30 protein-coding genes are annotated in these 26,629 nt (G+C 57.7%); 16 read left to right on the top strand and 14 right to left on the bottom strand.

Annotated elements, in window-relative coordinates:
- Nucleotides 1-780, top strand: a complete 780-nt coding sequence (locus tag IGNI_RS05250; protein WP_012123163.1) for a hypothetical protein — start codon at nucleotides 1-3, stop codon at nucleotides 778-780.
- The gene (locus tag IGNI_RS05245) at nucleotides 746-1,438 is read left to right on the top strand and encodes an ABC transporter permease subunit (RefSeq protein WP_012123162.1); all 693 of its coding nucleotides are present in this window, start codon (nucleotides 746-748) and stop codon (nucleotides 1,436-1,438) included. Before IGNI_RS05250 ends, IGNI_RS05245 begins: the two co-directional genes overlap by 35 nt.
- Here the strand turns inward: IGNI_RS05245 and IGNI_RS05240 are convergent.
- Nucleotides 1,425-1,946, bottom strand: a complete 522-nt coding sequence (locus IGNI_RS05240) for a class I SAM-dependent methyltransferase (RefSeq protein WP_012123161.1) — start codon at nucleotides 1,944-1,946, stop codon at nucleotides 1,425-1,427. The genes IGNI_RS05245 and IGNI_RS05240 overlap by 14 nt on opposite strands.
- A gap of 57 nt (nucleotides 1,947-2,003) precedes the next feature.
- Between IGNI_RS05240 and ileS the strand changes: the two genes are divergently transcribed.
- The 3 genes from ileS to IGNI_RS05225 are packed head-to-tail and all read left to right on the top strand — an operon-like array spanning nucleotide 2,004 to nucleotide 5,529.
- A complete protein-coding gene (ileS, locus tag IGNI_RS05235; protein ID WP_012123160.1) occupies nucleotides 2,004-5,081 on the top strand; it encodes an isoleucine--tRNA ligase in 3,078 nt (1,025 codons plus the stop codon).
- A 2-nt stretch (nucleotides 5,082-5,083) separates the two neighbouring features.
- Nucleotides 5,084-5,263 carry a hypothetical protein gene (locus IGNI_RS07795; protein WP_187145998.1) on the top strand — a complete coding sequence of 60 codons (180 nt, stop codon included), beginning with the start codon at nucleotides 5,084-5,086 and terminating at the stop codon, nucleotides 5,261-5,263.
- Nucleotides 5,260-5,529, top strand: coding sequence for a MazG nucleotide pyrophosphohydrolase domain-containing protein (locus IGNI_RS05225; RefSeq protein ID WP_012123158.1), 270 nt, complete (start codon nucleotides 5,260-5,262; stop codon nucleotides 5,527-5,529). Before IGNI_RS07795 ends, IGNI_RS05225 begins: the two co-directional genes overlap by 4 nt.
- Here IGNI_RS05225 and IGNI_RS05220 read toward each other — a convergent pair.
- Nucleotides 5,483-5,839 (bottom strand): hypothetical protein, encoded by a 357-nt coding sequence (locus tag IGNI_RS05220; RefSeq protein WP_012123157.1) that lies wholly within the window; start codon nucleotides 5,837-5,839, stop codon nucleotides 5,483-5,485. The genes IGNI_RS05225 and IGNI_RS05220 overlap by 47 nt on opposite strands.
- 49 nt (nucleotides 5,840-5,888) lie before the next feature.
- Between IGNI_RS05220 and IGNI_RS05215 the strand changes: the two genes are divergently transcribed.
- Complete coding sequence (locus tag IGNI_RS05215; RefSeq protein ID WP_012123156.1) at nucleotides 5,889-6,047, top strand: 30S ribosomal protein S30e; 159 nt, start codon at nucleotides 5,889-5,891, stop codon at nucleotides 6,045-6,047.
- Here the strand turns inward: IGNI_RS05215 and IGNI_RS05210 are convergent.
- Genes IGNI_RS05210 through IGNI_RS05190 form a run of 5 tightly spaced genes read right to left on the bottom strand, consistent with a single transcriptional unit; the run spans nucleotide 6,044 to nucleotide 11,893 of the window.
- A complete protein-coding gene (locus IGNI_RS05210; protein ID WP_012123155.1) occupies nucleotides 6,044-7,129 on the bottom strand; it encodes an MFS transporter in 1,086 nt (361 codons plus the stop codon). The two genes, IGNI_RS05215 and IGNI_RS05210, sit on opposite strands and share 4 nt — an antisense overlap.
- 32 nt (nucleotides 7,130-7,161) lie before the next feature.
- Entirely contained in the window at nucleotides 7,162-8,097 is a 936-nt protein-coding gene (locus IGNI_RS05205; RefSeq protein WP_012123154.1) for a type II secretion system F family protein, read from the bottom strand.
- A 3-nt stretch (nucleotides 8,098-8,100) separates the two neighbouring features.
- The gene (locus IGNI_RS05200) at nucleotides 8,101-9,081 is read right to left on the bottom strand and encodes a type II secretion system F family protein (RefSeq protein ID WP_012123153.1); all 981 of its coding nucleotides are present in this window, start codon (nucleotides 9,079-9,081) and stop codon (nucleotides 8,101-8,103) included.
- Nucleotides 9,078-10,784 carry a type II/IV secretion system ATPase subunit gene (locus IGNI_RS05195; protein WP_012123152.1) on the bottom strand — a complete coding sequence of 569 codons (1,707 nt, stop codon included), beginning with the start codon at nucleotides 10,782-10,784 and terminating at the stop codon, nucleotides 9,078-9,080. The genes IGNI_RS05200 and IGNI_RS05195 overlap by 4 nt, the downstream gene beginning before the upstream one ends.
- Entirely contained in the window at nucleotides 10,769-11,893 is a 1,125-nt protein-coding gene (locus IGNI_RS05190; protein WP_012123151.1) for an MFS transporter, read from the bottom strand. Before IGNI_RS05190 ends, IGNI_RS05195 begins: the two co-directional genes overlap by 16 nt.
- Before the next feature lie 85 nt (nucleotides 11,894-11,978).
- Between IGNI_RS05190 and eno the strand changes: the two genes are divergently transcribed.
- Nucleotides 11,979-13,232: a phosphopyruvate hydratase gene (gene eno, locus IGNI_RS05185; protein ID WP_052570203.1), complete on the top strand. Its 1,254-nt coding sequence runs from the start codon at nucleotides 11,979-11,981 to the stop codon at nucleotides 13,230-13,232.
- Between the two features lie 55 nt (nucleotides 13,233-13,287).
- Nucleotides 13,288-14,271, top strand: a complete 984-nt coding sequence (gene radA / locus IGNI_RS05180) for a DNA repair and recombination protein RadA (RefSeq protein ID WP_012123149.1) — start codon at nucleotides 13,288-13,290, stop codon at nucleotides 14,269-14,271.
- A gap of 18 nt (nucleotides 14,272-14,289) precedes the next feature.
- Here radA and IGNI_RS05175 read toward each other — a convergent pair whose 3' ends face one another.
- Both IGNI_RS05175 and IGNI_RS05170 read right to left on the bottom strand, forming a co-directional pair.
- A complete protein-coding gene (locus tag IGNI_RS05175) occupies nucleotides 14,290-15,663 on the bottom strand; it encodes a S8 family serine peptidase (protein ID WP_012123148.1) in 1,374 nt (457 codons plus the stop codon).
- On the bottom strand, nucleotides 15,660-15,959 hold the full coding sequence (locus IGNI_RS05170; protein ID WP_012123147.1) for a hypothetical protein: 300 nt from the start codon (nucleotides 15,957-15,959) through the stop codon (nucleotides 15,660-15,662). The genes IGNI_RS05175 and IGNI_RS05170 overlap by 4 nt, the downstream gene beginning before the upstream one ends.
- A gap of 87 nt (nucleotides 15,960-16,046) precedes the next feature.
- On the opposite strand from IGNI_RS05170, the gene IGNI_RS05165 reads away from it, so the two are divergent.
- The gene (locus IGNI_RS05165) at nucleotides 16,047-16,256 is read left to right on the top strand and encodes a hypothetical protein (protein ID WP_052570198.1); all 210 of its coding nucleotides are present in this window, start codon (nucleotides 16,047-16,049) and stop codon (nucleotides 16,254-16,256) included.
- On the opposite strand, the gene IGNI_RS05160 is transcribed toward IGNI_RS05165, so the two are convergent.
- The 4 genes from IGNI_RS05160 to IGNI_RS05145 all read right to left on the bottom strand — a co-directional run bounded on the left by IGNI_RS05160 (nucleotide 16,238) and on the right by IGNI_RS05145 (nucleotide 20,321).
- Entirely contained in the window at nucleotides 16,238-16,429 is a 192-nt protein-coding gene (locus IGNI_RS05160; RefSeq protein WP_012123146.1) for a hypothetical protein, read from the bottom strand. The two genes, IGNI_RS05165 and IGNI_RS05160, sit on opposite strands and share 19 nt — an antisense overlap.
- Nucleotides 16,430-16,492: 63 nt before the next feature.
- On the bottom strand, nucleotides 16,493-18,508 hold the full coding sequence (gene feoB, locus IGNI_RS05155) for a ferrous iron transport protein B (RefSeq protein ID WP_012123145.1): 2,016 nt from the start codon (nucleotides 18,506-18,508) through the stop codon (nucleotides 16,493-16,495).
- A 37-nt stretch (nucleotides 18,509-18,545) separates the two neighbouring features.
- A complete protein-coding gene (locus tag IGNI_RS05150) occupies nucleotides 18,546-19,604 on the bottom strand; it encodes a type II glyceraldehyde-3-phosphate dehydrogenase (RefSeq protein ID WP_012123144.1) in 1,059 nt (352 codons plus the stop codon).
- A gap of 120 nt (nucleotides 19,605-19,724) precedes the next feature.
- Nucleotides 19,725-20,321, bottom strand: a complete 597-nt coding sequence (locus IGNI_RS05145) for a tRNA-wybutosine modification methyltransferase TYW3 (RefSeq protein ID WP_012123143.1) — start codon at nucleotides 20,319-20,321, stop codon at nucleotides 19,725-19,727.
- A 97-nt stretch (nucleotides 20,322-20,418) separates the two neighbouring features.
- Here IGNI_RS05145 and IGNI_RS05140 point away from each other — a divergent pair, with 97 nt between their 5' ends.
- From IGNI_RS05140 to IGNI_RS05110, 7 genes are read left to right on the top strand one after another with little or no spacing between them, the layout of a single operon-like run.
- Nucleotides 20,419-20,940, top strand: coding sequence for a 50S ribosomal protein L16 (locus tag IGNI_RS05140; RefSeq protein WP_012123142.1), 522 nt, complete (start codon nucleotides 20,419-20,421; stop codon nucleotides 20,938-20,940).
- Nucleotides 20,941-20,946: 6 nt separating this feature from the next.
- Entirely contained in the window at nucleotides 20,947-21,879 is a 933-nt protein-coding gene (locus IGNI_RS05135; protein ID WP_012123141.1) for a diphthamide synthesis protein, read from the top strand.
- 32 nt (nucleotides 21,880-21,911) lie between these two features.
- Nucleotides 21,912-22,250 (top strand): hypothetical protein, encoded by a 339-nt coding sequence (locus IGNI_RS05130; RefSeq protein WP_012123140.1) that lies wholly within the window; start codon nucleotides 21,912-21,914, stop codon nucleotides 22,248-22,250.
- Nucleotides 22,241-22,918, top strand: a complete 678-nt coding sequence (locus IGNI_RS05125; RefSeq protein ID WP_012123139.1) for a CdvA-like protein — start codon at nucleotides 22,241-22,243, stop codon at nucleotides 22,916-22,918. Before IGNI_RS05130 ends, IGNI_RS05125 begins: the two co-directional genes overlap by 10 nt.
- 38 nt (nucleotides 22,919-22,956) lie before the next feature.
- The gene (locus IGNI_RS05120) at nucleotides 22,957-23,712 is read left to right on the top strand and encodes a DeoR family transcriptional regulator (RefSeq protein WP_052570197.1); all 756 of its coding nucleotides are present in this window, start codon (nucleotides 22,957-22,959) and stop codon (nucleotides 23,710-23,712) included.
- The gene (locus IGNI_RS05115) at nucleotides 23,709-24,809 is read left to right on the top strand and encodes an AAA family ATPase (RefSeq protein ID WP_012123137.1); all 1,101 of its coding nucleotides are present in this window, start codon (nucleotides 23,709-23,711) and stop codon (nucleotides 24,807-24,809) included. The genes IGNI_RS05120 and IGNI_RS05115 overlap by 4 nt, the downstream gene beginning before the upstream one ends.
- Before the next feature lie 45 nt (nucleotides 24,810-24,854).
- On the top strand, nucleotides 24,855-25,736 hold the full coding sequence (locus IGNI_RS05110; protein WP_012123136.1) for an NAD-dependent epimerase/dehydratase family protein: 882 nt from the start codon (nucleotides 24,855-24,857) through the stop codon (nucleotides 25,734-25,736).
- Here the strand turns inward: IGNI_RS05110 and amrB are convergent.
- Nucleotides 25,717-26,574 carry an AmmeMemoRadiSam system protein B gene (gene amrB, locus IGNI_RS05105; protein WP_012123135.1) on the bottom strand — a complete coding sequence of 286 codons (858 nt, stop codon included), beginning with the start codon at nucleotides 26,572-26,574 and terminating at the stop codon, nucleotides 25,717-25,719. The two genes, IGNI_RS05110 and amrB, sit on opposite strands and share 20 nt — an antisense overlap.
- Between the last annotated feature and the right edge of the window lie 55 nt (nucleotides 26,575-26,629).

The raw sequence follows: 26,629 nt of genomic DNA, 5'->3' as shown, positions 1-26,629 counted from the left end.
TTGATAGGCAAGGTAATAACGCTAATCATTAGTGTTTTGATAGCGGCGCTCGTGTCCGGTAACCTAGGCAACCCCGGGGCCGGCCTCGGGAGCTCGGAAGAGCTCGAAGTCCCCGAGGCCCTCGCCTCCAGAAGCTTGACCTACGGCCTCGACCCGTGGGATGTCGCCTCAGTAGCGTTGAGGAACACCGTAACTGTCGTAGTTATTGCGGTGGGAGCGTCGGTCCTCTTGGGTTCGTTGTGCTACTTGCGCTTCGGCAAGAGGGCCTCGTTCGAAGCCTTGGCGTACGTCCCGGAGTACGTGTACGCCTTGCTCCTTTACCTCCTCTCTTGGCGCTTCCCTTGGCCCTCCCCCTTGCCCGGGGCCGACCCCTCCAAGGCCGCAGAATACGCACTGGTGATAATAATGTCCGAGTGTCCTAAGGTAGCGTACGTGGTGTCGGAGGGGGTCGAAGGGAGGGAGGAGCTCAAGGGAGTAAGGCTCTTCTGGAAGGCTGTGGGGCTGGACGAGAGGGGAGTGAGGTCCAAGCTCTTGTTAGCCTCCAAGTGGCTGCTCTTGGCGCAGTTCTTCAACTTGACCTCCTTAGTCTTAGAAAGGTCCGTGTTGGTGGAGCCGTTGGTAGGCTACTGGGGGGTGGGGGAAGCCTTGTGCAAGGCCGTGACGGAGGCCGACCCCCAACTCGCTTTCTCTTCGTTCGTAGCAGTGGCGGTTTCGGTAATTGCACTGAACGCGCTGGGTGAGGCCCTTGTGCGGAGAAGGCTTGCCCTTGGAGCCGCCTAGCCCCTCCCACCCGTTAGGAACCACCCCCTTGGGGGAGGACGCGCTGTGCGCCCTGGCCGCGGGGCTCTGGACGAGCTTGGAGGTGGCCGCGGTCTCCTACTTAACGTCCTTTGCGTTGCTCACGGCCCTCCACTACTTGTCGTTCGCGCGGAAGGGGGTCCTAGCGGAGGCCTTGAGCGACTTGTTGCTCTCCCTCCCGCGCCTCCCGCTGTTGGTCTTGCTGGGCGTGAAGGTAACCTTGTCCCCCTTGTTGGTGGGGGCGTTGGTAGGGGCCCTTGCCTCCTCCGCGGGGGTCAAGGTGATCAAGGAAGCCGCCGAGAGGCTTAGGGAACAACCCTTCGCGCTCGCCTCCTTCGCCTCCGGCGCCTCCCCGGGGGAGGCTTGGAGGCTCCACGGGCCGAGGAACGCCTTAGAGCTGGTCAGCGCCTACGCGGGCTTGAGCTCGGCCATAGCCATCTACGCTGAGGCCGCGATATCCGCCTTGGGCTTGGAAGACCCTTCGACCCCCAGCTTGGGGAGACTAGCTTACTTGGTCCTAAACACCCCCGGGGCCGCCCTAACGGAGGCCGGCGCGGCCCAGCTGCTGGCCTCCGCGCTGTCCACAGTTGCGGTCGCTGAGGTCGTCAGGAGGGCTTGGAGGCTGCTCAGAGCCTTCTGAACACCGCCCCCCTTAGGGTCTCGAACCCCAAGCTCACCTCCTCGACCCTCAAGGCCTCGTACCCTCGGAGCTCGAACTCCGGGGTCAACGAGCTCCAGACCAAGACCAAGTATCCCCCCTTCTTTACCTTCAAGTGTTCGAGGACCTCCCTCCCCCACTTCCAACACGTGGCCGGGTCGTCCTCGCACGGCAAGTAGGGCAAGTTCGCCACCGCTAAGTCGGCCGGTCTGGACAGGCAAGAGGTAGAGTTACACAAGGCCGCCTCGAAGGAGCAGAGCTTGCAAGCCTTGGCGGCGCACGGGTTTATGTCAATGCCTATGGCGAAGTCCACCTTACGCGCGAGCACGTTCATGAGTACACAAGAGCCCGTCCCCACGTCCACCCCTAGGCCGCCGACCTCCGGCAGGCCCTCCAAGAGCCTCCACGCGAGCCAAGTGTCCTCGGCCGGGGCGTAGACCTCGTCGTCCCAACAGAAGCAGGGGTCCTTGTTACACACCAAGTCGCACAAGCGACGCCCCGGAGAGAATTTTTCCGACCCCCCTTTGCCCGTTAAGGGTACCACGCAGTGGAGCCGAAGTACGACCCCCTCAAAGTGGAGGAGGAAGTGTTCAAGTTCTGGAAAGAGAATAAGATATACGAGAAAGTTAAAGAGCTTAGCAAAAAGAGGGGGAAGGTTAAGCTCTTCCGGTTCTTGGAGGGGCCGCCCACGGCCAACGGGTTCATGCACGTAGGCCACATGAGGGGGAGGACCTACAAGGACGTGATCCTAAGGTTCTGGAGGATGAAGGGGTACTGGGTGTGGGACCAAGCCGGGTGGGACACCCAAGGCCTCCCCGTCGAGCTGGAGGTGGAGAAGAAGCACGGCTTCAAGAGCAAGAAAGACATACTCAAGTACGGGGTAGAGAAGTTCGTCAAGGAGTGTCAAGAGCTGGTGGACTACTACATCTCCCACTGGAGGGCCGACAGCGAGAGGATGGGCCTCTGGCTGGACTACGACAACGCCTACGAGACCCGCCACCCCAAGTACTTGGACGCCGCCTGGAGCTACTTGAAGAAGATGTTCGATCAAGGGAGGATATACAAGGGCTTGAGGGTAGTCGCCGTCTGCCCGCGCTGCGAGACCGCGCTCTCCTCCCACGAGGTCGCCTTGGGCTACAAGACGGTTAAGGACCCGAGCTTCTACTTCAAGCTCCCCTTGAAAGACGAGGAAGAGACCTACCTCGTCGCTTGGACCACCACCCCTTGGACCATAATCGCCAACGAGGCCGCCGCGGTTCACCCTTACGAGACCTACGTGAAAATAGAGGTGGACGCTAACGGGAAGAAGGAGAAGTGGATACTGGCTGAGAAGAGGCTAGAGCCCTTCGCGAAGGAAGTAGGTTTGAAGGACTACAAGGTCCTCGAGAAGTTCAAGGGGGAGGAGCTGATAGGGAAGGAGTACGTCCACCCGTTGTTAGAGGAGGTCCCCGCCCACAAGGAGCACCCTAAGCCCCACCACACCGTGATCGAGGGCGCGGTCGTCAGGAAGAAAGTACTGGTAAACGGGAAAGAAATAGAGGAGAAGCAGATATTCGTATCGATGGACTCCGGTACCGGAATAGTCCACATGGCCCCCGCCCACGGCGCGGAGGACTTCGAGGCTTGTAGGCGGGTCGGCATAGAGGTGTTCAGGCCGATAAGGAAGGACGGCCACTTCACCGAGGAGGCCGGCAAGTACGCGGGCATGTGGTTTAAGGAGGCGGAGAAGGAAGTTATAAAGGACCTAAAGGAGAAGGGCCTTGCCGTCCACGTAGGCACGATCGAGCACGAGTACCCCCACTGCTGGAGGTGCGACACGCCGCTGATGTACTACGCCGACGAACAGTGGTTCATAAAGGTCGAGGACTTAAGGGAGACGTTAGTCAACGAGAACGACAAGGTTACTTGGTACCCCAAGTGGGCCTACGACAGGATGAGCGACTGGCTCCAGAACGCGAAGGACTGGACTATAAGCCGAGAGAGGTTCTGGGGGACCCCTCTGCCCATATGGACTTGTACTTCGTGCGGCCACCGCGTGGCGGTCTCCAGCCTAGATGAGCTCAAGAAAGTAGCCCTTAACCCGGAGGCCGTGGTGGACCACCACAGGCCTTGGGTCGACGAGGTGAAGCTCAAGTGCCCCAAGTGCGGGGGCGTGATGGTAAGGGAGCCCTACGTCGTGGACGTGTGGCTAGACTCCGGCGTAGCCCACACCGCCTCCCTCAAGCAGATAGGCGCGGAGGACTACTGGGACTTGTTCTACCCGTACGACTGGATAACTGAGGCCCTCGACCAGACCAGAGGCTGGTTCTACACCTTGTTGGTTACCGGCGTCACGTGGCACGGGAGGGCCCCCTACAAGCAAGTGCTCACCCAAGGCCACATACTGGACAAGCACGGGAAGAAGATGAGCAAGAGCAAGGGTAACGTGGTCTGGGCTAAGGACGTGTTCAAGACTTACGGGGCGGACCCGGTGAGGTTCTTCTTCGCGATAAAGAGCGCCCCTTGGGACTCGGTACGCTTCGACCCGGAGGACATAAAGCTCGCTAAGAGGACCTTGGACATACTCTGGAACTCCGTCAAGTTCGCGAAGAGCTACATGGAGCTCGACAAGTGGAGCTTGGAGAAGTTGGAGGAGGGCTTGAAGAGCTTGGAGCCGGAGGACAGCTGGGTCCTCTGGAAGCTAAACGAGTACTCCAAGAGAGTCGCCGAGGAGTTGGAGAGGTCCGCCATTCACCGCGCCGCACAAGCCCTCCAAGAGTTCATAGTTGAGGTGTTGAGCCACAAGTACATAACGCTCGTGAGGCCTAGGGTGTGGGAGGAAGAGGAGACCCCCTCCAAGCTGGCCGCCTACAGCGCCCTGTTCCTCGCCTTGGACGCCGCAATAAGGATGAGCGCTCCCTTCGTCCCGTTCTTGGCGGAGTACTTGTACCAGCGCTTCCAGAGGGCCTTGGGCTTCGAGGAGGAGAGCGTCCACATGCTCCAGTGGCCGGAGGAGAACAGCTTGTACGACCCGGAGGAGGCCAAGGCTGTGGAGGAGCTCTTGGAGGCGGCGGAGAAGGTGTTGGCCCTTAGGACGGAGAGGGGAGTCAAGAGGAGGTGGCCCCTCCCGGAGGCCTACGTGGTGGTGAAGAGCAGGGAAGAAAAGGCGGAGAGGGTGAAGGTGAAGAGGGGCAACAAGGAGGCCGAAGAAGTGATATACAAACCCGCCTTGAGCGTCGTGGCCGTTAAGAGGGCTGCCAAGGCGCTCGGCGTGTACGCGAACGTGTTGGACGTCAAGGTTGTGGAGGAGCCTCCGGCCGGCGACTTCGACGTGATAGAGACGGAGAGCTTGAAGGTTTACGTCAAGGTGAGGCTGGACGAGAGGACCAAGATGCTGGGCTTGGCAAGAGAGGTGATAAGGAGGATACAAACAATGAGGAAGGAAGAGGACTTACCGTTGGACTACGTCCTGAAGAAGGTAATAGTTTTCAGCGACAACGAGGAGATACTGAAGGCCGTGGAAGAGTTCAAGGAGTACGTGGCCAAGGAGGTGAGGGCAGAAGAGGTGGTGACCTCCGGCGAGCCCCCGGAGGGCAAAGAATGGAGCTTAGAAGGCTCTAAGGTGGTCATAGCTCTGGTGAAGTGAGCGTGTGTTGGAGCGCCCTCTTGCTCTTAGCGGTCCTAACCTTCGGAGAGGCCTTGTACTTCTTTTTCTCGGTGGTCACCGGGAACTGGGGCGGCGCGGCGCTCTCCTTGTTGGCCTACGCCCTCCTCGCTGCGTCGATAAAGGTCCTCGGGGACGCCATGTCCCGGGGAGGACTCTGTTGAGGTGCGACCTAGAAGAGCTCCAGAAGTTCGTGGAGAGCGAGTACTTCCTCAAGGACTTCAACAGGGGGGTGGAGGCCACCGCCCTCTGGTTCGTGGAGGAGGTAGGGGAGCTGGCCGAGGCCATAATTAAGGGGGAGGGCTTGGAGGAGGAGTTCGCGGACGTCCTAGCTTGGCTCCTCTCGCTGGCCAACTTGCTGAACGTGGACCTCTGCGAGGCATTCAAGAAGAAGTACTTAGAGAGAACGCGGCGAGGAGCCCCTCCTTAACCTTTTCCGACTCCCTCTTAGTTACCTCTTTGAATATCTCGTAAGCCAGCCCGGCCGCTCGCTCCAAGACCTCCCTCCCCCCTAGACCGCAGAGGGCTTGGTCCGTGTAGAAGAGGCCGGCTTGGGCGCCCTCGTAAAAGCGGACCACTTCAAAAATGAAACAAACCTCAAACAGCTCGCCGGACTTGGTGACTGCCAGGAGCCCTCCCACGCCGTACTTTCCGTCCCTAACGGCGAAGGGCTTGCAGAACCTCTCCCCCTTCAAGCTCATTGCCTTGAACAGCTGGGAGCACTGCTCCTCCACTATCATGCCATCTTAATAAACCCCGGTCCGGGATAATGAAGGTTGGTGGGAAGCGATGGGGTCCCACGGTAGCCTTACCAAGGCCGGGAAGGTGAGGAGCCAAACCCCCAAGATACCCCCCAAGAACCCCAACAGGAAGAACAAGCCCCCCAGGGTCAGGAACAGGAGGGAGTTCTTGAGGCTCCAGAAGAAGCTCCTCGCCCAAGCGGCTTAAGCTCCCAATTTTTTCGCTTCCTTCCCTCCCAAAGCGTAGAGAGCTGAGGAGAGCAGTCCTAACCCCGCAACCGCGAACAAGGAGGCCGGCCCGAGCGCTTTATAGAGAGACGCCCCCACCAAGGGGCCCAGTGCGTTGCCCAAGCTGAAGGCGGTCTGTCTGTTGCCGAAGTGCTCTACCTTACCCGAGACGCTCCCTTGAGCCGCCTTGGAGGCGGAGACGGAAAGAGTGGAAGCGGTCCTACCCAAGGTAAGCAAGGCCAAGAGGGACCACAAGTCCGCTACGAAGGGCACTAGGGCTAAGGCGAGCACTTGGACCAGCTTGAGGACGGAGGAGGCGTAGAGCTTACTTGCAGTCCCTAAGGAGTCGAGCTTAGAAGCTAAGGCGTAGCTCAAGGCCATTGAGAGCAAGCCGGGGACCCCCCAAGCGGCCGAGTAGTGGGCCGGGAGGGCGCTTACGTACTGCATGACGTACGCCGAGAGGGCCGGCCCCCTGGAACCCAAGGACAAGCCGTTTATGAAGGCAGTTAAGTAAAGTATTTTCAACACCTTGTTGGAACCTCCCTTCCTCCTCCCCCTGGCGCCCGAGGGGACCAAGGTCGAGGCCGCGGCGGCCGCCGGCAAAGCGATTGCCAAGGGCAAGGAGGGGGTCACCATCACTGCCCCGGCGAAGAGGGAGCCCGTGGAGAAGCCCAAGTTCTGTGCGACGGTCAGCCTCACCATGCCCTTGACTCCCCTCCTCGCCGCGCCCCGCTCCAAGGCCGGGAAGGCGAGGCCCGAGCCCACCCCTTGTAAGGCCCTCCCCAGCAAGAGGGAGGGGAAGGACGGCAACGTCATTAAAGCCAAGCCGGAGGCCACCAAGAGCGCCCCGACCTTAGGGCTCCCCTCGGAGGCCCTGGAGCTCCCCAGAGCCCTCGAAAGCATGAAAGCCGTATTTATCGTTCCGAGCTCGATCACTATCCTGTCGGCCGGTACCCTCTCGCCCAGCGGTATGCCCTTGGCTTGGAGGAGCAAGTAGGGCAAGGCGACGAAGGCGGAAGCGGCTGCAAAGGTCAGGAGGAAGGCGGCTGCCTCTTCCCTCATCTCTCCTCTTGCGGCGCTCGCTGGGAGGGGCCTTATCGAGCTGCCGTCAGCGGGTTGACGGTTTGCGCTTGACTCTCCTGCGGGTACGGGGGAATTATCATGGGGAGGGTGAAGACTATGCCCAACGACAGTCCCATGACTATCAGCGCGTAGAACAAGCCCGCCGCGACCGTGCCCTTGACTATCTTCCCCGTGGCTATGCCGGCCGTCAAGGAGAGGCTCAAGCCCATGTAGAACACGTAGCCGAGGACTTCCAACGGGTCCACGGGCTTGAGCTCGTTCTTTCCGAGCTTCTTGTTAACTTCCATCGAAGACGCGTACATCTGCACCGCTAGGTAGTAAAGTATAGCTGCCGTAGCTACGAAGATGAGCACGCTGAACAGAATTATGAAGCCTTGGTTCTTCAACGTCTTCTCCCTCTCCAGTTCGAACTCCCTTATCCTCCTGGCCAGTTCGGAGGCCTTGTCCAGCACCTCCATAGCCCTCCCGCCGCTCTCGTAGGCCTCTTCAATGAAGTAGAAGTACTTCCTCGTCTCTTTTGGTAACTCCCTTATTACTAGCCTTATGGCGTCTAGCAAGTCGAGGCCTAGGAGGTATATCATGGAGGCTATTCTCCTCACGTAGGGCGAGAGGGCGCCGTAGTCTCTGTCGGAAATCTCCACGAATGCCGCGTTTACCTTCACTCCGCTCCTCACCGTTACTGCCAAGTCTTGTAGCATTAGCGGGGTGTTGGTAATTACGCTTTCGACCCTTCTCATGAACTTGTAATACCCTATGGCTGGGCCGGCAATTATCAACATCAAGCTTATTCCTATGGCCCTCAAGGTCTCCGGCCTGTAGGGCAAGTATATCCTAGGCAGAGCTTCGAACACCTTGTCCCCGGGGGGCTGGTAGAGCAAAACGCCCACGAATATCCCAACTATCGGCAACACAATTGAAATTATTATCTCGTCCTTCGAAAGCTTCAAGGCTTACCACCCCCTCACCCTGCTCAGAGTTCCGTCTACCATCAATATCGCGAATATGGAGAGCAGCGGTATGGCCAGGAAAGCCATGAGTCCCGCCAGCAGCCCGGGGGGCACGGGGAGGGAGAGGCCGAAGCTCTGGGCGGCCGGACCCATGGTGCTTAACACGACCGCGAAGGAGAGGCCGAGTATAGGCATGACCGCCGCGCCGGTGACGTACATTTCGCTCATTATCTCCAGCGCTCCCATAACTTCCTTCATTTTTGCCTCCATGGAGGCCATTGAAGTTTCGAAGCCTACATCGGCGAAGTTCTCCAGTCCGGTGCCGGACTCTATGACGTTGGCGAGGCCCCTCAAGAAGTTCGAGAAGTCCCTGTGTGGGGTCATCTCCGCCACTTCCTTCAAGACCTCAACTATGTCCTCGCCCAGTATGAACACCCTCTTTACAACCTCGCCCAGCTCCGGCTCCGCGCCCAAGCTCTCGCTCTTCTCGTAGAGCTTCCTCAGCGCCTCGGAGTAAGTGGTCCCGGAGACGCCTAGGGCGGCCAAGTAAGCGTAGAGCACCACCAAGCTCTTCTCCAGCTGGGGGGCTCTCGACGAGAACATCATTATAGGTATCATGTAGAACAACATGAACAATATGGCGTAGCCTAATACGAACGAAAGGAAGGTTAAAGCGAATACCATCGGAACTGGCAAGTAAAGTACGTAAAACGTTACGAAGAACGTGAAGGCGGCTATTATAGGAGCGATGAACAGGGGGAGGAGCACCATCGTGGAGACGTAGACCGGGTAGGACACCTTGAGAGCGGAGCCTATTATGTACTTCTCCAAGCTTTTGAAGGACTTCTCCAGAGTCCTCTCTATACCCAGCTCTTTGGCTATCCTATACATGATGTAGAATATTTGGCTCGGCGCCTCCAGCTCCTTCTTTTTCTTCCTTTCGTACTTCGCGAGGATCTCTTCTAAAACTACCTTGGTGCTCATATCGGGAGCACCTCCAGCTCCTCCACCAGCCCCGACACCCTCAGCTCCGAGGCTACTTGAGTGTAGACCGCGTTGGGGTTCCTCCTATACTTCCTCGTTATTTCCATTACGTCCTTTACGGACGTTTTCTCCCTCCACACCATCCACTTTATGACAACAGCCCTCCTCTTCATCTCGTTGTACAGCTGGTGATAGTCCATGAGCATCTTCTGGGCCGCGTCCTCAATTAGGTACAAGTGTTGGGCCTCCTTCCACGTGTCGGTCTCGTAGTCCCACTTGAAGGCGGTGCTCATAACTAGGTCTCCCCTCTCGTCCAAGGTAATTATTTCCCTTACCTCCAGCGCCCTCCTAACTATCTTGCCGCCGTACTTAACCCTAGCCATGTGAATGAATACCTTCACCGACGGTATAAGTCCCTTAGGCACGTCCATAGGTTTGGTAATTAGCCTCTTTATCGCAGCGTCTATAGTTTCTCCGTGAACCGTCCCCAAGCCCCCGTGGCCCACGGAGACCGCTTGGAAGAAGGTGAAGGCTTCCTCGCCTCGTATCTCTCCTACGATGATGAACTCCGGCCTCTGCCTCAAAGCTGACTTCAACAAGTCGTACAAAGTTATGTTGGCTACGCCGGGCTCGTTGGAGGGCCTAGTAACCATAGCTACCCAGTTCTCGTGGGGGAGCCTTATCTCCGGGGTGTCCTCTGCGGTGACTATCTTGCTCTCCGGAGGTATCATCATAGCGATCGCGTTTAGCATTGTTGTTTTCCCAGAGGCCATGGCCCCCACTACTAGAGCGGAGTTTATGGAGTCCACGAGTATCCACAAGTAAGCGGCGATTTCGGGTGAGATGGTCCCGAGCCTAACGAGCTCGGGCAAGGTGAATGGGTTCTCGCGGAACTTCCTTATCGTGAAGGAGGGCCCTCGATAAGTGACTATTGGGTGCGTGGCGTGGAGCCTATACTTCCAAGGGGGTATGGCGCCGTCCAGTATGGGCTGGGCGTAGCTAAGCTCCTTGCCCGCCCTCACGGCCAACTTCCTCACGTACCTCACCAGCTCGTCCTCGTCTATCCAGACCACGTTGCTCCTGAGCCACTCGTACTTCTGGTGCCACACGTATATGGGTAAGTTGGTGCCGTCGCAGAAGATGTCCTCTATCGCCGGGTCGTTGATTATGACGTCCATGGGCCCGTAGCCGACGGTGTCCCTCACTATGTAGTAAGTTATCTTCTCCACGCTTAATGCCGGAAGCTTGAGGCCGTAGTCCCTCGCCATCCTCCTGACCGTTTGAGCTATCAGCCTCCCGGCCTCCAACGGGTTCTTGACAGTTTCCCTCAGTATGTCGGCCCTCGCGTGGAACTCTTGGTAGAGCAAGGACTTGAGCCTAAGCAGCCCCGCGAGCTCCCTCCGGGTGAGGACGGGCTCTATGGTGTGGTACCTCATCCTGTCCTCCTCGTCTATGTAGACCAATACGTAGCTGTAGGGAGGCCTAACGGAGTAGAAGTCTATCAGCCTCTCGGGGGGTATTAGGCTCCTAAAGACCCTGGCTCCCCCCTCCGCCACCGCCGCCGTCCCGCTCCCCTCCCTCCTCGCCCTCTCCAGCACGTCCGCCGCCGGCTTCTTGGCCCTGATCCTCTCCGCGAGTTCGGCCAAGTTCCTTTGGACGCTCTCTATAACCTCAGCTAAGGTGGGCATTATTCCCCGGTCCAAACGTTTCTGCCGACCCTCCCTTTAAGTATAGCTACTAACGCTATAGTCGCCGCCGCCGCGAAGGTGGCGCTGGCAGTGAAGAAGACTTTTTGGGGACAAGAGCTGTAGACCGACCCAGCCCAGAGGGAGGCGAGGCCGGTGAATATCTGGGTTATGGAGTTGTAGAGGCCCACCATGAACCCGCACGACCTCTTACAAGAGGAGGCGACCATAGCGTCTTGCGCCACCGAGCTGCCCCCCACAGCTCCAGTCACGAAGGAGAAGCCCAAGCTGGAGAGGGCCGGGTCCCTCCAAGTTATCAACAAAGAGCCGAAGGAGCCCAACGAGTCGAACGCGAAGGCCGCCGCCTCCGGCGAGGCGCGGCCGGCCAGCCGGGGGGAAACTATAGCCGCCACGGCTGAGGGGGCGTAAGCTATCATGACCCCTACGGGACTCAAGCCGAACTGCTCCCTTATGAAGACCGGGAAGAAGGGGGTCACCGCCCCCGAGGAGAAGGCCACGAGCGAGCCTATTGCTGTGGCCAACACCCACCTCCAAGACCACTCGAACTCTACCTTGGTTTCCTTGGGCTTAGTCTCCGGCAGCCGCTTAGCTAAGTACAACGCGTAAACAGAGGCTAAGAAGTATATGAAGAAGCTCAGCCTAAACCCCAACAGCCCGAAGTAATTTATCAACGTTAAGGGGATCACCGAACCCAGCGTGCCCCCTAGGGCCAGGCTGCTGCTCAGCTTGCCGTAGGCCTCCGGAGTGGGAGCCACGTCTGCGACTATCACTATCGCTGACGTCATGGCTACCATTGCGCCGGTGCCGCACATGGAGCCCCCCAAGGCCACTACGTCGGCGTTCGGGGCCAAGGCCATTATCAACAGGCCGAGCGAGTAGACTGCTATCCCGAACACGAAGGTGCTCTTCCTCCCGAAGACGTCCGTCGCCACCCCTCCCACAAGCCTGAGGGCCGCGAAGGTGAGCGGCCCCACGCTGGCCGCCAGTCCTATAAGCTCGCTGCTGCCGTGCATCTCCCGAATGTAGAGGGGCAGTAGAATCAGCAAGGCCACTCCGGGCAGCGCCAGCACCAGCGCCAAGCGGTGTAGCTCCTCGAGTACTTCCAACGTCCCTCTCCGACGGGCCGAGAGGGTTGGAAGGTCTTTACTGCCTTCCCGGAGGGCCCCCGGTGGTGGGGCCACGAGCACGGTAATCCGCTTCGTGAGGGGGCGCTGGATACTGGACTCCCGGGGCAACCCCACGGTGGAGGTAGACGTCTACACGGAGGGCGGCTTCGGCAGAGCGGCCGCCCCCGCCGGGGCTTCCAAGGGGAGCAAGGAGGCCCTCGAGCTGAGGGACGGCGGGAACGCGTTCATGGGAAAGGGCGTGCTGAAGGCCGTAAGGAACGTAAACGAAGTAATAGGCCCTTCGCTCGTAGGCATGGACTCCTTGGACCAGAAAGAGATAGACATGAAAATGATAGAGTTAGACGGGACGGAGAATAAGTCCAAGCTGGGCGCGAACGCTATAGTCGCCACGAGTATGGCGGTGGCCAAGGCGGCGGCGGACAGCTTGTCGGTACCCCTATATTACCACTTGGGCGGCGCCTTGGCCCAAACCTTGCCCACCCCGCTCCTCAACGTGATAAACGGCGGGGCCCACGCGGGCAACGAGCTAGCCATACAAGAGTTCATGATAGTTCCTTGGGACTTCTCTTCGTTCTCTGAGGCCCTCCAAGCGGCTTCCGAGATCTACCACTACTTGAAGAGCTACTTGAAGGAGAAGTACGGCAAGTCCGCAATTAATGTGGGCGACGAGGGGGGCTTCGCTCCCCCCATGAGGCAGACGCGCGAGGCGCTGGACGCCTTGGTTAATGCAATAAAGAAGGCCGGGTATGAGGGAAGGGTTGCCTTGGCCTTGGACGCCGCCGCCACACACTTTTACGACCAAGAGAAGGGGGTGTACCGAATAGACGGGAAGGAGCTGGATAGGGAGGGGCTGTTGGAGCTCTACGAGGAGCTGATAAGGGACTACCCGATCGTTAGCATAGAAGATCCCCTCCACGAGGAAGACTGGGAAGGGTTTAAGGAGGCCGTCAAGAGGTTGAAGATAAGGGTTGTAGGCGACGACTTGCTAGTTACCAACCCCAAGCTAGTAAAAAAGGCCATAGAGGAAGGGGTCGCGAACGCGGTGCTCGTGAAGGTGAACCAAGTGGGGACCGTAACGGAGGCCTACGAGGTGGTTGACATGGCGAAGAGGGCCTCGTGGGCAGCGATAGTAAGCCACCGCTCCGGCGAGACCGAGGACACGTTCATCTCGCACTTCGCCGTGGGCTCCGGGGCGCCGGCGATAAAGGCCGGAGCGCCGGCGAGGGGCGAGAGGACCGCCAAGTACAACGAGCTGCTGAGGATTGAAGAGGAACTCGGGAGGCCTAAGTTCGCCAGGGACGCCTACTTCCGAACTTGAGTTACGTCGACCCCTCTTGACTAATAAAGCTCTTTTTTACCCCAATAGGGCACGGGTGGGTCAAGTGGCCACTGAGGAGAAGAGGCCGACGTCGGTGGCGGAGCTCCCCGGCGTGGGGCCCTCCACCGCGGCCAAGCTGATAGACGCCGGCTACGGCACCATAGAGGCGCTGGCCGTCGCCACGCCGGAGGAGCTCGTAGCGATAGGCATACCCCTCACTACGGCCCAGAAGATCATCAGAGCCGCGAGGCAGATGCTGGACATAAGGTTCAGGACGGCAAAAGAGGTAAAGCTAGAAAGGATGAACTTAAGGAAGATAACCACCGGCTCTAAGAACTTGGACGACTTGCTGGGAGGCGGTATAGAGACCAAAACCATAACCGAATTCTTCGGCGAGTTCGGGAGCGGCAAGAGCCAGCTCTGCCACCAAGCGAGCGTCAACGTCCAACTCCCCTTGGAGCAAGGGGGCTTGAGCGAGGGCGACAAGGTCGCGAAGGCCGTCTACGTAGACACCGAGGGCACCTTCAGGTGGGAGAGGATAGAACAAATGGCCAAGTGCTTGGGCCTCGACCCGGACCAAGTAATGGACAACATATACTACATCAGGGCAGTTAACAGCGACCACCAGATGGCCATCGTAGAGGAGCTCTTCAACTTGGTACCCAAGGAAAACGTGAAACTAATAGTGGTCGACTCGGTGACCAGCCACTTCAGGGCGGAGTACCCCGGCCGGGAGAACTTGGCGGTAAGGCAACAGAAGTTGAATAAGCACCTACACCAGCTGGGCAAGCTGGCGGAAGTTTACAACACCGCAGTCATAATTACAAACCAAGTAATGGCGAGGCCAGACGTGTTCTACGGCGACCCCACCCAAGCGGTGGGCGGCCACGTACTCTACCACGCCCCGGGCGTGAGGGTGCAGCTGAAGAAGGCGAGGGGCAACAAGAGGATAGCGAGGGTTGTAGATGCTCCCCACTTGCCGGAGGCGGAGGCTGTCTTCGCGATAACGGACTGCGGAATAAGGGACCCGGAGGACTAACTAAGTTTTAATAAAAAATCATTTGGAAGCGAACCTCCTCCTCAGCTTGCCTAGGAACGGCAAGGCCAACACTCCGAGGGCCGGCACCCTGTTAGTCCCGGCGCTGCTTTCCTCGTCTTCGGATGAGCTATGCTGGTTCAACAGCCTTAAGTAGTCGCCGACGGCCGGGAAGCCGTAGCCGGAGTACTTCTTGAGGGCCACGTCCCTCGCGTTGTTCTTTATGTCGTCCAAGGTGAGGCCTAAGGAGTACAAGTACGCTATGGCCCCGGCGACCTCCGGGGAGGAGTAGCTCGTGCAGCTGCTCCAAGTGAGTAAGTTGCTGTTGCTGTCTCCGCCGTACGGGGACGTCTCCCACAAGGACGCCATGGCTAACATAGAATCCCCGGGGTAAAGGCCTAGCACTACGTGACCGGGGGCGCCGAAGGTCGCAGGGTCGTAGTTGGAGAACCACGCTAAGTCGTTCGCCGGCCCGAAGGCGCTTACCGCAATCACGCCGTCACATTGGGCGGGGAACAGGTAGAGGTCATAGGCTTGGTTAAAGAGTTCTATGTCTATACCGTTGTTGCCCGCCGCGGCCACTACGGTGAGGCCGCTCTCCAAGAGGGGGGAGATCACAGCGCGGCAGCTTATGTCGAGGCCGGTGTAATCCGTCCACCAGCCCAAGCTGAAGTTGACCACCTTAGCTTTGCCTTCCCGAGCGAGCTTTGACGCTACTATTGTTGCGTTGCCTAGGGAGTAATCGTCGAAGTATCCTCCGTCAATAACTGTGTTCTTTAAGTAGTAGACGCCGTCCGACACCTCGACGCTAACGTTGCCCAAGAACTCCTTTAGGGTGGAGTAGGCGTTGTCCCACGAGTATAGGATGAGAAAGTCGGCCTTTATCGGTATTACGTAAACCCTTGCGCCGGTCGACGGAGCGGCGACTCCGGTAACGACCTTGTCGACGTATTCTGCGCGTTCTATAATATTAGAGTAGGGCGACGAGTACACGTACTTCGTAACGCCGTCGAAGTCACCGACTATCTGGGAGGCAACGAAAGTCCCGTGGCCGACTTGGTCGCTCAGCTCCTCAGCTTGGAGTATTACTAGTGTCGAGTTTTCATCTCTATCGGCAACCAAACAGTACCTAAACGATACGTCCGTGGGCAAGGTGTAGTTAAAGGGTGGCCATAAGTACTCCACAAGAGTGAGGTTGCTGAACGTGTAAGTGCCGGTGTCATTACAAACCCCTAGAGAAGCCAGGTCGTCTACGAAGCTGGTCAACGCGACGCCGTCCTCGTAGTCTATAGCGCTCCTCATGGGGTCGGGGAGGTTCCTAGATATCCCGGTGTCTATCACCACTACGCCGACAGCCTCTTTAGAAGTCGTCCCGAAGGCTCCGGTGACGTTCATGTGGTACTCGTCCAGCTGCCACCCGGCCTCGCCGCCGGGGCGGAGGTCGTGTAGGGCAGCGCTTCTTGTATCTCGGTCCTATTAGGTATTATTACGTTCAGCTTGTAAACGTGAATAACCTTCGGTCGGCAGCCGCTTTGAACGCGTAGGGCCTTCACGACGCTAGGTAGTTTGTTGTTAGGAGCTATTTTCAGCTCCTTCCCGCACACCACTATACTCTTCTCTTTCAGTATACCTTCCCCTCCGAGGACTTGGTAGGCGCTGGCCAGTGCTACGGCCGCTATGAGGAGTAGCATCAACCCCTCATTGTTCATCGTCGGTAGTTCGGCTCTGACCCCCCTATTATAATATTACCTTTTTCGAGAGCGTCGCTGGAGGGCCCTTTGGAAGGGGTAGAAGAAGTCGTGAAGGCGCTAGAGGAGCTCGGAGGCAAGGCCTCCTCCGCAGAGCTGTTGGAGAAACTAGCCCCGAAACTCGGGGCGGCGAGGGCGAGGACTTTGATAGCTGAGGCCGTGAGGAAAGGAATAATCAAAAAGGAGCCTTGCTACGAGTGCGAAAAGGAGCTGTTCGTGCTTCAGAACCCGAAGATCTGATAGTGCAAGAGCTCTTCCTCCAACCTCTCCAGCCTCTTTATTACGATCATCACCTCGTGGTCGGGCACCTCAAACACGCGGGCGGCGGTCATAATGGTGTCCTTCCACCCTTCGACCCTTTCTAGGAAGGAGCTCATTATCTCGAAAATCGCCTTCTCGTCGCTCAGGCTCACGAGCGCTCCCCGCTATCCAATAGGCCCCTTCGGAACCTATGCTAGGGAGGTGCCAGTAGCTTCCTAAAATAACCCAAATATCACCGTTATGATCTTGGCAGTTAGGATTGAAATTATTATCGAGACTCCGACAGAGAGCGCGACTAGCCTCCAGCTCTCCAGCTCTTCCTTCATGACCGCTATAGTGGCTATGCAAGGCACGTACACCGCCACGGCGAACATCAGCGCTAGGGCTTGGACCGGGGTTATGCCCAGCGCGGCCGCCGCCTCCTTTATGTTGCTCGTCCCGCTGCTTATGGCTATGACGTCGAGCACTACCTCCTTTGCAACCGTGCCAGCTAACATAGCCACGTTTATCACTTCGGCCGCTTCTCCCTTAAGACCCAGAGCCCACTCGCTCAAGGGCTCGAAGGCCTTGCCTATCGCTTGGGAGACCGAGCTCTCTAAGACGAACCACAGAATGACGCTGAACACGAATATTATCGTACCGGCCTTCTTCAAGAAGTGCTTAGCTTGGTCCCAAGTCATCCACAGCAGTATCCTCAACTTCGGCACGTGATACGGGGGGAGCTCCATGACGAGCTCGGCCTTTTCCTTGACTTTGAATATTAGTTTGGCAGATATGTAGGTCGTAACTATGAACACTAGGAGCGAGTACGCGTAGACCGCTAGCACCGAGAGCGCCCTGGACCACGGGGGCAGCAACGAAGCTAGCGCTAGGAACACCACTAGCCGGGCTTGGCACGGCACGTACATCACGTTCATTGCCACCGCTTTCCTCAAGGCCGCAGATTCCATCACCCTTGACGACAGTACTCCGGGCACGTTACAGCCCATGCTTATTATCATCGGGAATATCGCCTTCCCCGTTAAGCCCACCACACGGAAGAGGGGGTCGAGGGCCACCGCTATCCTCGGAGCTACCCCGGAGTCCTCTAAGACCGCTAACAAGAAGTAGACTGTAAATATAAGTGGGAAGAACGATAACACGGCCCCGACTCCGGCTATGATGCCGTCGCCCACCAAGCTCCCCCACGGGTCCGGCAAGGCGTTCCTAGCGGCCTCGGCCAAGCTGTCGAAGAATGATCCCAAGATCTCGGACGTGTTGTAGCTCTCCGCGGCCTCGGCCAAGGAGTCGAGGCCCAAGGAGCTGAAGACCACGTTCGCGGGGAACCCGGTGTTTAGTGAGAACGAGACGAAGAGTACTGCGAACAGTATTAGGAAGGCCGCCAGCGGGCCTAGGATGGGGTTTAGGAGGGCCGCGTCCAAGGCCTTGGCCCACCAAGCCTCCTTTACTACCTTCTCCACTTGTATGACACCCTCCACGAGTTCCTCGATGAACTTCCACCTCTGTTCAACTATTATCTTGCCTAAGTCCGTTCCTAACTCCTTCTTAGCTCCTTCTACGAGCTTCCTAACCTCCTCGCCCAAGCCCACACTTTCTATCACCTTCCAAGCGACGGGGTTGTCCGCCAAGGCCTCGGCCGCGTACCACCTAGGGTTGCCCTTCACCTTACCTCTCAGTAACTCTGATATCCTAACTACGTAGTACTCTAAATCTCCGTAGTTTATGTAAAGCTCCCTCTCCTTTTGTCTTTCTAAGGCCTTTTCGAGGACCTCCTCCACCCCTTCTAGAGTGTAAGAACTGAAGGGGATCACGGGGAAGCCGAGCTTCTTTTCGAGTAACCCGACGTTTATGTGAATCCCCGCCTTTAGGGCAGCGTCGGTCTTGCTGAGGGCCACTACTCCCTTCCCCTTGAGTTCGAGGGATTGGACCACCAAGTACAAGGTCCTCTTCAAAGACGTGGAGTCAGCTATGGCTATGTGATTGTCGAAGTCCTCCGTGACGAACCGCTCAGCTGCGATCCTCTCCTCCTCGCTGGTGGGGTTGAGGGAGTACATCCCGGGGAAGTCGTATATGCAGACTTCCTTCCCGTCGTACTCTATCTTTATTATTTTGATATCGACCGTAACTCCGGGCCAGTTCGCCACCTCGCTTACGTACTTACCTATCAAGACGTTTATGAAAGTAGACTTACCGACGTTAGGCTGGCCCACCACGGCTATGGAGTAGCACATCCGAGACCCCGTTAGGAATGCCTAACTCGGGTAAAAATTACTTACCGTAGTTGGAAGCCGCACGTTCTATCAGCTCCGAGAAGGATCTGACTATACCTAAGGTGGAGTCGGTCTTCTTCAGGCTCTCTTCCTTGCTGACCAAGCCCGTGAGGGCCCTAATTGCATCTACGTTCTCCGGGGTGACTATGCTTTCTTGGTGGACGGCTTGCATGAGGAACAGCTCGTCGCCCTCCACGCTCACGCTCTCCTCGTATATCGCCAGCTCGTATAAGTCGTACCTCTTCCTCCCGACGTCCCTGGCGAGTTCGATTATCTTAGCGGTGTCCTTCACCCCGCTCAGTTCGGAGGGGATTACCAGTATCCTGGGAGCTTCTTCAAGAACCTTCAAGACGTCCTCTCTGGTCACGGGCTCCTCGAACCTCACGTTCAGTACGTGCGAGTGCATTATCGTAGTCGGCACCACCGCGGCGACCGTCTGGACGTCCAAGTCCGGCAAGACCGTTCTGACGTCCACGCCGTGGTGGCTGGGCAAGGTAACCGGGTTGGGGACTATGGCGTTTATGGGTCCCTTCTTAGTCTCCGCCGGATCGGCCCCCCTCCTAATTATGGTCGCCCTGACGCTCTTCACTTTGAAGTGGTTTCTTAACGCGCATATGAGCCTCAACAGGCCGGTGGTGTTACAAGACACCACCCTGGCGAACTGCTTCCCCTCCGCCTCCTCGTAGTTGCACAGCGTCGAGAACGAGAAGCCCGCGACCTCGTGTTTCTCACCGCCTTGGAATATGGCTTTCACTCCGAACTTCTCGTAGAGGGGCTTGTACTCCTTACCCACGCCCCCTGGGGTGGCGTCGACGACGAGGTCGACCTTCTCGAGCAAGTCCTTCAAGGTTCCTTGTACCTCTATTCCAGCCTTCTGGAACTTCTCTACCCTGTCTTCGGGCACATAGAGCGAGCCCATGCGGGAGGCTATCATTGCCAAGTAATCCGGCTTGGTCTTCGTGACCCCCACGAGGGTCATGTCGTCTTGTTTTAGTACGGCCTCAGCTACCCTCTTGCCTATAGTACCGAAGCCGTTGACTGCGACCTTAACGCTCAAGGGCTGACCTCCGTTAGAGGGAGACACTCCTAACTCTTCAGCTTTCTCCTCCCAGGAGGCGCGGGGTGTGAGGACGCCGTCCCAGAGCGAGCGGTGAGCGGTAGCGAACCGCCCGACCCCTCAGATCAAGAAGTTCTCCAAATAGTCGTCCAAGAGGCCGTCCTCGTCTAAGAGGCTGAGCAGCCTCGCGAGCCTAACCTTGCCTTCCAATAAGAACTTATTGAGCTCAGAAACCACCTTCGCAAGCTTTTTGGAGTCGTCGTCCCCGTTCAGCGGGAACTGTATGTTTTCGTTACTCCTTATGATCACGCGGTAATACGAACCGGACCTCTGCACCCCGGAGTACTTGAACCCAGCCTTCTTGGCCAAGTCAACTATGTCCCAAGCCAAGTCTAACTCCTTCGCGAACAAGTCTAGGAGGGGATGTGAGGACTTCGCCCACAAGTGCTTGCATTTAGCCTCTCGAAGGGCGTTCTCTATTGCTGGTACGGAGGTAGTGCGGTGAGTTTTATAGATTATACGCGTGGACCTCTTGTCGTCCGGGGAGATGTCGCTACAAGCCACGGTTATCCTGCCGGAGCAGCTGCTGGTGGTGAAGAGCCCTTGATGGGAGTTGATCAAGTTTAACAACTCCAACAGCTCACCGTCGACCATCCCCAGCGCCGCCTCGCTCCTAAGGCGCTCCAGCGCCCTCGCCTTCATGAGGTCCCAGCGCATTCCTTGGACCCTTATGGTGTGTTGTGAAGCTCTTTAAAGGTTTGGACGCTGGAGCAGATTTTTATTCCCGTCGGCTAAGGGCCCGAGGGTCCGAGCGGTGGCCAAGCCCGCGCGCTGTTTCACCAAGAGGCACGCGAAGGGGTTTAGCGGCCCTCCCTACACTAGGCACGAATACATACACGGAATCCCCCAACCAAAGGTAGTCAAGTGGGTAATGGGCAACCCCCACGTAGACGCGGACGTGGAAGTGAGGCTGGTCGCCTTGGAGAGAGCCCAAGTGAGGCACAACGCCTTGGAAGCCGCGAGGGTAATGGTACACAAGAACTTGTCCAGCGACATAGGGGAGAGCAACTACGTGTTCATAATAAAGAGGTATCCCCACCACGTGCTCAGGGAGCACAAGTTCATGGCCTTCGCCGGCGCCGACAGGCTGCAAGAGGGTATGAGGCACGCCTTCGGCAAGCCCGCCGGACTGGCTGCGAGAATCTACCCGGGGATGGACATCCTCGTCGTGAGGACCAAGAAGCAGTACGTCGATAAGGTTAAGGAAGCCTTGAAGATAGCCGCTTCCAAGATGCCGATGCCTTGTAGGATAGAAGTGGTAGAACTCAAGAAGTGAGCTCCCTTGAGGTACGTCCTAGATGAGGAAAAGGTAAAGGCTTTTATAAAGGAGGTCAAGCCCTCCAAGGTCCTAGTCGAGGCCCCTCCCGGCCTCTTCAAGCCCGCGAAGAGAGTTTGTGAGCTGGTGAGCGTCGAGTGCGAGATATCTGCAATGCCCGTCTTCGGCGGCTGCCTCGCGTACGAGTTCCTCGAGGGCGACGCTATAATACACTTAGGCCACAACCCCTACCCTTGGTGGACCCCAAAGAAGCCCACCTTGTACTTGGAGGTGCCTGTCGAAGTCGAGACCGACGTAGAAGTCGTCAAAGACAAACTGAAGGGTAAGAGAGTGGTATTGGGAGCCGTCGTCCAACACTTGAACTTGTTGGACGAGCTAAAGGAGCGCCTAAGGGGGTGGGGGTTCGAGCCCCTCACCTTCACGTCCAAGGGACTTAAGGAGGGGCAAGTGCTCGGCTGCGACTACAGGAACTTGAGGAGGGGGTACGACGATTACCTAATAGTCGCCGGCGGGAGGTTCCACGCCTTGGGCGCGGCGCTGTACTTGAAGCGCGACGTGCTGGCCTTCGACCCCTACTCGTCGCGGGTCGAGAGGTTGGACCCGACTAAGGCCTTGGCGAGGAGAATGTGGCTGGTGAAGGAGGCTTCGAACACCAAAACTGTCGCGCTAGTGGACGGCCACGAGGGCCAAGCGAGGCCCGGGCTCGTAAGGGCGCTGAAAGAGATGGCGGAGAAGGCGGGAATGAGGGTAAGGGTGTATAAGTCCCTAATCCTTACGAGGGAGTTCGTACTGAACTTGCCGGAGGAAGTGGTGGTCACACTCTCTTGTCCCCGGCTGGCCTTGGACGACTTCGGCGACGTGCGGGAGAAGGTAGTGCTCGCCCCCGGGGAGTTCAGAGCCGCTGTACTGGGTTTGGACTCGTATGCGTTTCCCTTTTAGACTAAGAGGGTCCGTCCAGATAGGGAGAAAGTTTGGGTCTGGACGACTACTATACTAAGGCCTTCGTAGCGGTAGAGGGGAAGCTCCTCTACGCGGTGGTACCCAACTATAAGGGCTTGCTCGAAAAGGCCGAGGCGGGCGCGCTGGAGCTGGTGGCGGAGCTCGAGAGGAACGGGTGCAAGCTAGTGGAGAGCGAGCTGAAGGAGGGGAGGGCCTTCTTCGGCTTCTTGTGTCCCGGAGTCCACTTGACCTTGGCCTACATAAAGTGCACCGAGTACGGGTGCGGCAAGAGGCTGGTGCCCGCGTTCCCACCGCTTCAAAAGCTGCAGACCTCCAACTATACCCCCAACGGGGTAGTGTTATGGAGATAAGCTTCGTGGAACAGTTCGTGGGCTCTCACGTTCAAGACCCCTTCGGGAGGGTGGTAGGCACCTTAGTCAGCGTTTACTCTAACATAGACGGCGAGGTCGAGGCCGTGGAGCTCGCCCTCGGGGAGAACAAGTTCACCACCGTGCCTGCCGAGAGGCTGGGGAAGAAGGACGGCAAGCTCGTGATAATGCCCTTGTGGATGTCGGAAGCTAGGAGCGTGTACAGGAAGCTCGACACAGCTATGAGGAGGCTGAAGGCCTTAGAGACCATGTCTAACAACGACGACTTCAACCCCGACTTGGTCGCGGAGGCGAAGAAGAAGGTCGAGCAACAGATGAGCAAGCTGAAGGAGAGGCTCGCAGACGTGAAGAGGATGATAAGGGAAAGGATAAACGAACTCGAGGACCAGATGATACAAATGGAGAAAGCCTTGGTTAACCTCCAGATGAGCTACATAGCCGGCGAGATAAGCGAAAGGAGGTACCAGCAGGCCGCGGCTACCATCAGACAGCAGAAGGAAATAGTTAACGAGGAGAAGAGGGCCTTGAAGGAGTGGCTGGAGAAGCTCGAGAGGCTCGAGAGGGAGCCCGCGGAGGTGAGGGAGCAGCCGAAGGCCGTAGAGCCCCCGCAGACCTCCACGACCCCCATAATGATAGACTTGCAAGACTGACCCCGCGGCGCCGCCCTTCCGAGGAGGTGCAGAGAACCATGGTATTTCCGTTCAGAAAGAAGAAGGAAAGGAGGCTCAAGGACAAGTACTTCGAGCGCCTATACGAAGCCTTCGAGTGGGGGGAGAGGCTAGCCAAATACGTCCACTCGCTCGAGAGGGAGAGGGAGGAACTCGCGGAGGAGTACAGAGAGGCGAGGAGGAAGGGCGACTTCGAGAAGGCCAAGCTGCTGGAGCAGAACATAGAAGATATCAACAATAAAATAATGAAGTTAAAGAAGCTGTTGAAAATCATAGAGACGGAAAGGAAGCGCTTGGAGAGGGAGGGAGAGTACGTAGATGCGATAGCGTCCATGTCGAAGATCGAAAGCGCGCTCAGGAGCAACTTGTGGCTCCTATCGGAGGCGTTGAGGCCGCAAGCAGAGCTGGTCTTAAATAGAATGGAAGAGACTCTAAGCACCTCTAGGAAGGCCGCCTTACCCGACGTGGATACGGACTTCATATACAAAAACTACGTGAACGAGGAGAACCCAAGAGTATCCGGGGTTGCAGAGGAGGCCGTGCCAGAGCCCTCTCCGGTGTTGTTGGTGGACGGGATGGTGGCCAAGTACGACTTCGAAGAGGTCGTAGAAAAGGTCTATAAGGTCATAGAAACTTACGTTAAGTTCGGCTACAGCAACAAGCTCAGTGTGAGGAAGATCGCTCAACACGTGGGGGTGAGCGAGCAAGAGGTCAGGAAGGCCTTAAGCGAGTTGGAGAAGAGGGGGAAAATCAAGATTAGGAGGTCGTCGAGTTGAGTAGGCTGGACAGGTTGGCACAGTTCTACATAAGGAAGGCTAAGGAGGCTGAAGCGGTGGGCCGCAGGGACGAGGCGCTGGCGAACTACAAGAACGCCGCTGAAGTGATACAGAAGCTCCTAGACTTGTACCCAGACCACCCCTTGAAAAAGGCGTACTTGGAATCTTTGAAGAACATAAAGCTCAAGTTAAACGCCTTACAAGAGGAGATCATGAGCGAGCCCGTGGGAAAGGAAGAGGTAGTACAAGAGATAGAAACTACGACTAAGCCTAAGGTGAGCTTCGACGACGTCGTGGGCCTCGAGGACGCGAAGAGGGCTATAGAGGAAGCGATAGTGTTCCCGGCCAAGAGGCCGGACTTGTTCCCGCTGGGGTGGCCGAGGGGCATACTCTTGTTCGGGCCGCCCGGCTGCGGCAAGACCTTGCTGGCCGCCGCGGTCGCGAACGAGCTGGACGCCGAGTTCATTTACGTAGACGCGGCGACGATAATGAGCAAGTGGCTAGGCCAGGCCGAGAAGAACGTAGCGAGCTTGTTTAACAAGGCAAGGGAGGTGGCGAGCTCCGGGAAGCCCGTCATAATATTCATAGACGAGGTAGACTCCCTCTTCGGCACTTACGCCAACGAAGTCGGCGGCGAGACCAGGATGAGGAATCAATTCCTAAAAGAGATGGACGGCTTGCAAGACAAGGGCTCGAACCTTCAAGTGTACGTCATCGGTGCCACCAACAAGCCGTGGAAGTTGGACGAAGCCTTCGTGAGGAGGTTCGAAAAGAGGATCTACGTGCCCCCTCCCAACGAGGAGGCGAGGAAGAGGTTACTGCTCAAGACCCTCTCTAAAGTGAAGCACGAAGACGTGGACGTGGACACCTTGGCGAAGCTGACCGAGGGCTACTCGTCGGCCGACATAGTGGCCTTGGTGAGGGACGCCTACATGAGGGTGGTGAGGGAGCTCTTCGAAAAGAACGGCGGCGTCGGGGAGCCGAGGCCGGTGACCATGGACGACCTGCTGTGGGCTTTGAGGAGGAGAAAACCAAGCATAAAGAAGGAGACCCTCAAGATGTACGAAGAGTGGTTCAAGGCCCACGGCGCGCTCTGAAGGCTTTTCTGTCCTCCTCGCCTCTCGGCTCCCGGAAAGGTCGTCTTGATCTGCATAACGGGGGGCTCCGGCTACATAGGTTCTAAGCTGGTCGAAGAACTCTTGAAAGAAGGCGAGGTAAAGGTACTGGACCTCGCTCCCCCTCCGGTCCCTCACGTGAAGTTCACGAGGGTGAACGTGCTCTTGTTGGACGACTTGAAGGTCGAGCTGAGGGACTGCGAGCTGGTCTACCACCTAGCGGCCGAGATCAAGGCGGAGGAGTCCTTGAGGGAGCCCGCAAAGGTCGTGAGGGTGAACGTGGAAGGTACCTTGAACGTGTTGGAGGCCGCGAGGCTCGCGGACGCTTCTGTGGTGTTCGCCTCTACGGCCGCAGTCTACGGGGAAGCCAAGGTCGTCCCGGTGCCGGAGGAACACCCGTTGGAACCGGTAAACGTCTACGGCGCCACTAAGGTCGCGGGCGAGGCCTTGGTCAATTCCTACCGCAAGGCCTTCGGGTTGAGGGCTTGGACCTTGAGGCTGTTCAACGTTTACGGCCCCAGCGCCTCCCCCAGTCGGGGGGTGGTGGGAGAGTTCTTGAGGAGGGCGCTGAAGGGGGAGCCCTTGAGGATTTACGGCGACGGGAGGCAAGTTAGGGACTTCGTGTTTGTAGACGACGTCGTGAAAGCGTTCAAGTTGGTAAGGGAAATCCCCGAAGGAACTTACAACGTCGGGAGCGGCCGCGGCGTGAGCATAATAACCCTAGCAAAGAAAATTATTGAACTAACTGGCTCGAAGTCAGAGATGGTCTTCCTCCCCGAGAGGCCTGGCGACGTGAGGGTTAGCGTTGCAGACGTCACGAAGCTGGCGGCCTTCGGGTGGAGGCCTAGGGTTAGCTTGGAAGAGGGTTTGAGGCTGACCGCGGAGGCCCTTAAGGCAAGGGGAACTTGACCGCCGCGTACCCTACTACCGCGCTCTTGTCGCCGGAAGTGTCCCCGGACGTGGCGTGCTTGAGCAAGATCGCCCTCTCCGCGCCGTACTCCTTGTCCAAGTACATGTTGACCATAACCGGGCCGGGGCCGCACATGCTTATGTCGTACTTCACCAAGACCTCTTGAAGGCCCTCCGGGTCTAAGTTCACTATCTTCTCGAGCGCCAGCATATCTTTCTCTACGGTAATGTCGTGGGGCTCGTAGTGGTTCAAGTCTGAGGAGGAGAGGACTACGTAGTCCCTCCCTAAGTTCTCCATGGCTTCCTTTATGGATTGCATTAACAGCCTCGCCACCGAAGGGGTCTGGACCTTCATAACTATCGGCACTATCCTGAAGGAGTCGCCGAAGAGGTACTGTAGGAACGGGAGTTGCACCTCCAAGCTGTGCTCGTAGGCGTGGGCGCTGTAGTCCTCCTCGACCACGTTACTCACTTTTAGGAGCTCGCTTATGGCCTCATCGTCCGTCTTCACGCCCCCCAGCGGGGTCTCCCAAATGCTCGGGGGCATTACCGATACGGCCGGTCCCAAGCCGGTGTGGTTGGGGCCAATTATCACTACCGTCTCGGGCGCCCCCTCTTGGGCCAAGTGGTAGTAGCTCCAAGCGGCTACGGGGCCGGAGTAGATGTAGCCCGCGTGGGGCACCATGTAACCGACGCTAGCCTTCCTCCTCACGGGGCTGACTTCTGGAACCTCTCCGGGTCCCAGGGGGTGGGTGAAGCTCCACTCTATCAGTCTAATCAGCTCCTCGGCGTCGGCCGGGTAGAAGGTCCCAGCGACGGCAGGGGGCCTTACGAGCATTTTTTCCATCCCATGAGGGGCGCGGAGGCGAAGTTATTTTGTTGAAGCCCCATTA

It is taken from the genome of Ignicoccus hospitalis KIN4/I (genome assembly GCF_000017945.1).
In the GTDB taxonomy this organism is placed as follows: Archaea; Thermoproteota; Thermoprotei_A; order Sulfolobales; family Ignicoccaceae; genus Ignicoccus; species Ignicoccus hospitalis.
The sequence above is the reverse complement of the archived record's forward strand: the minus strand, read 5'-3'. Positions and strand labels throughout refer to the sequence as shown.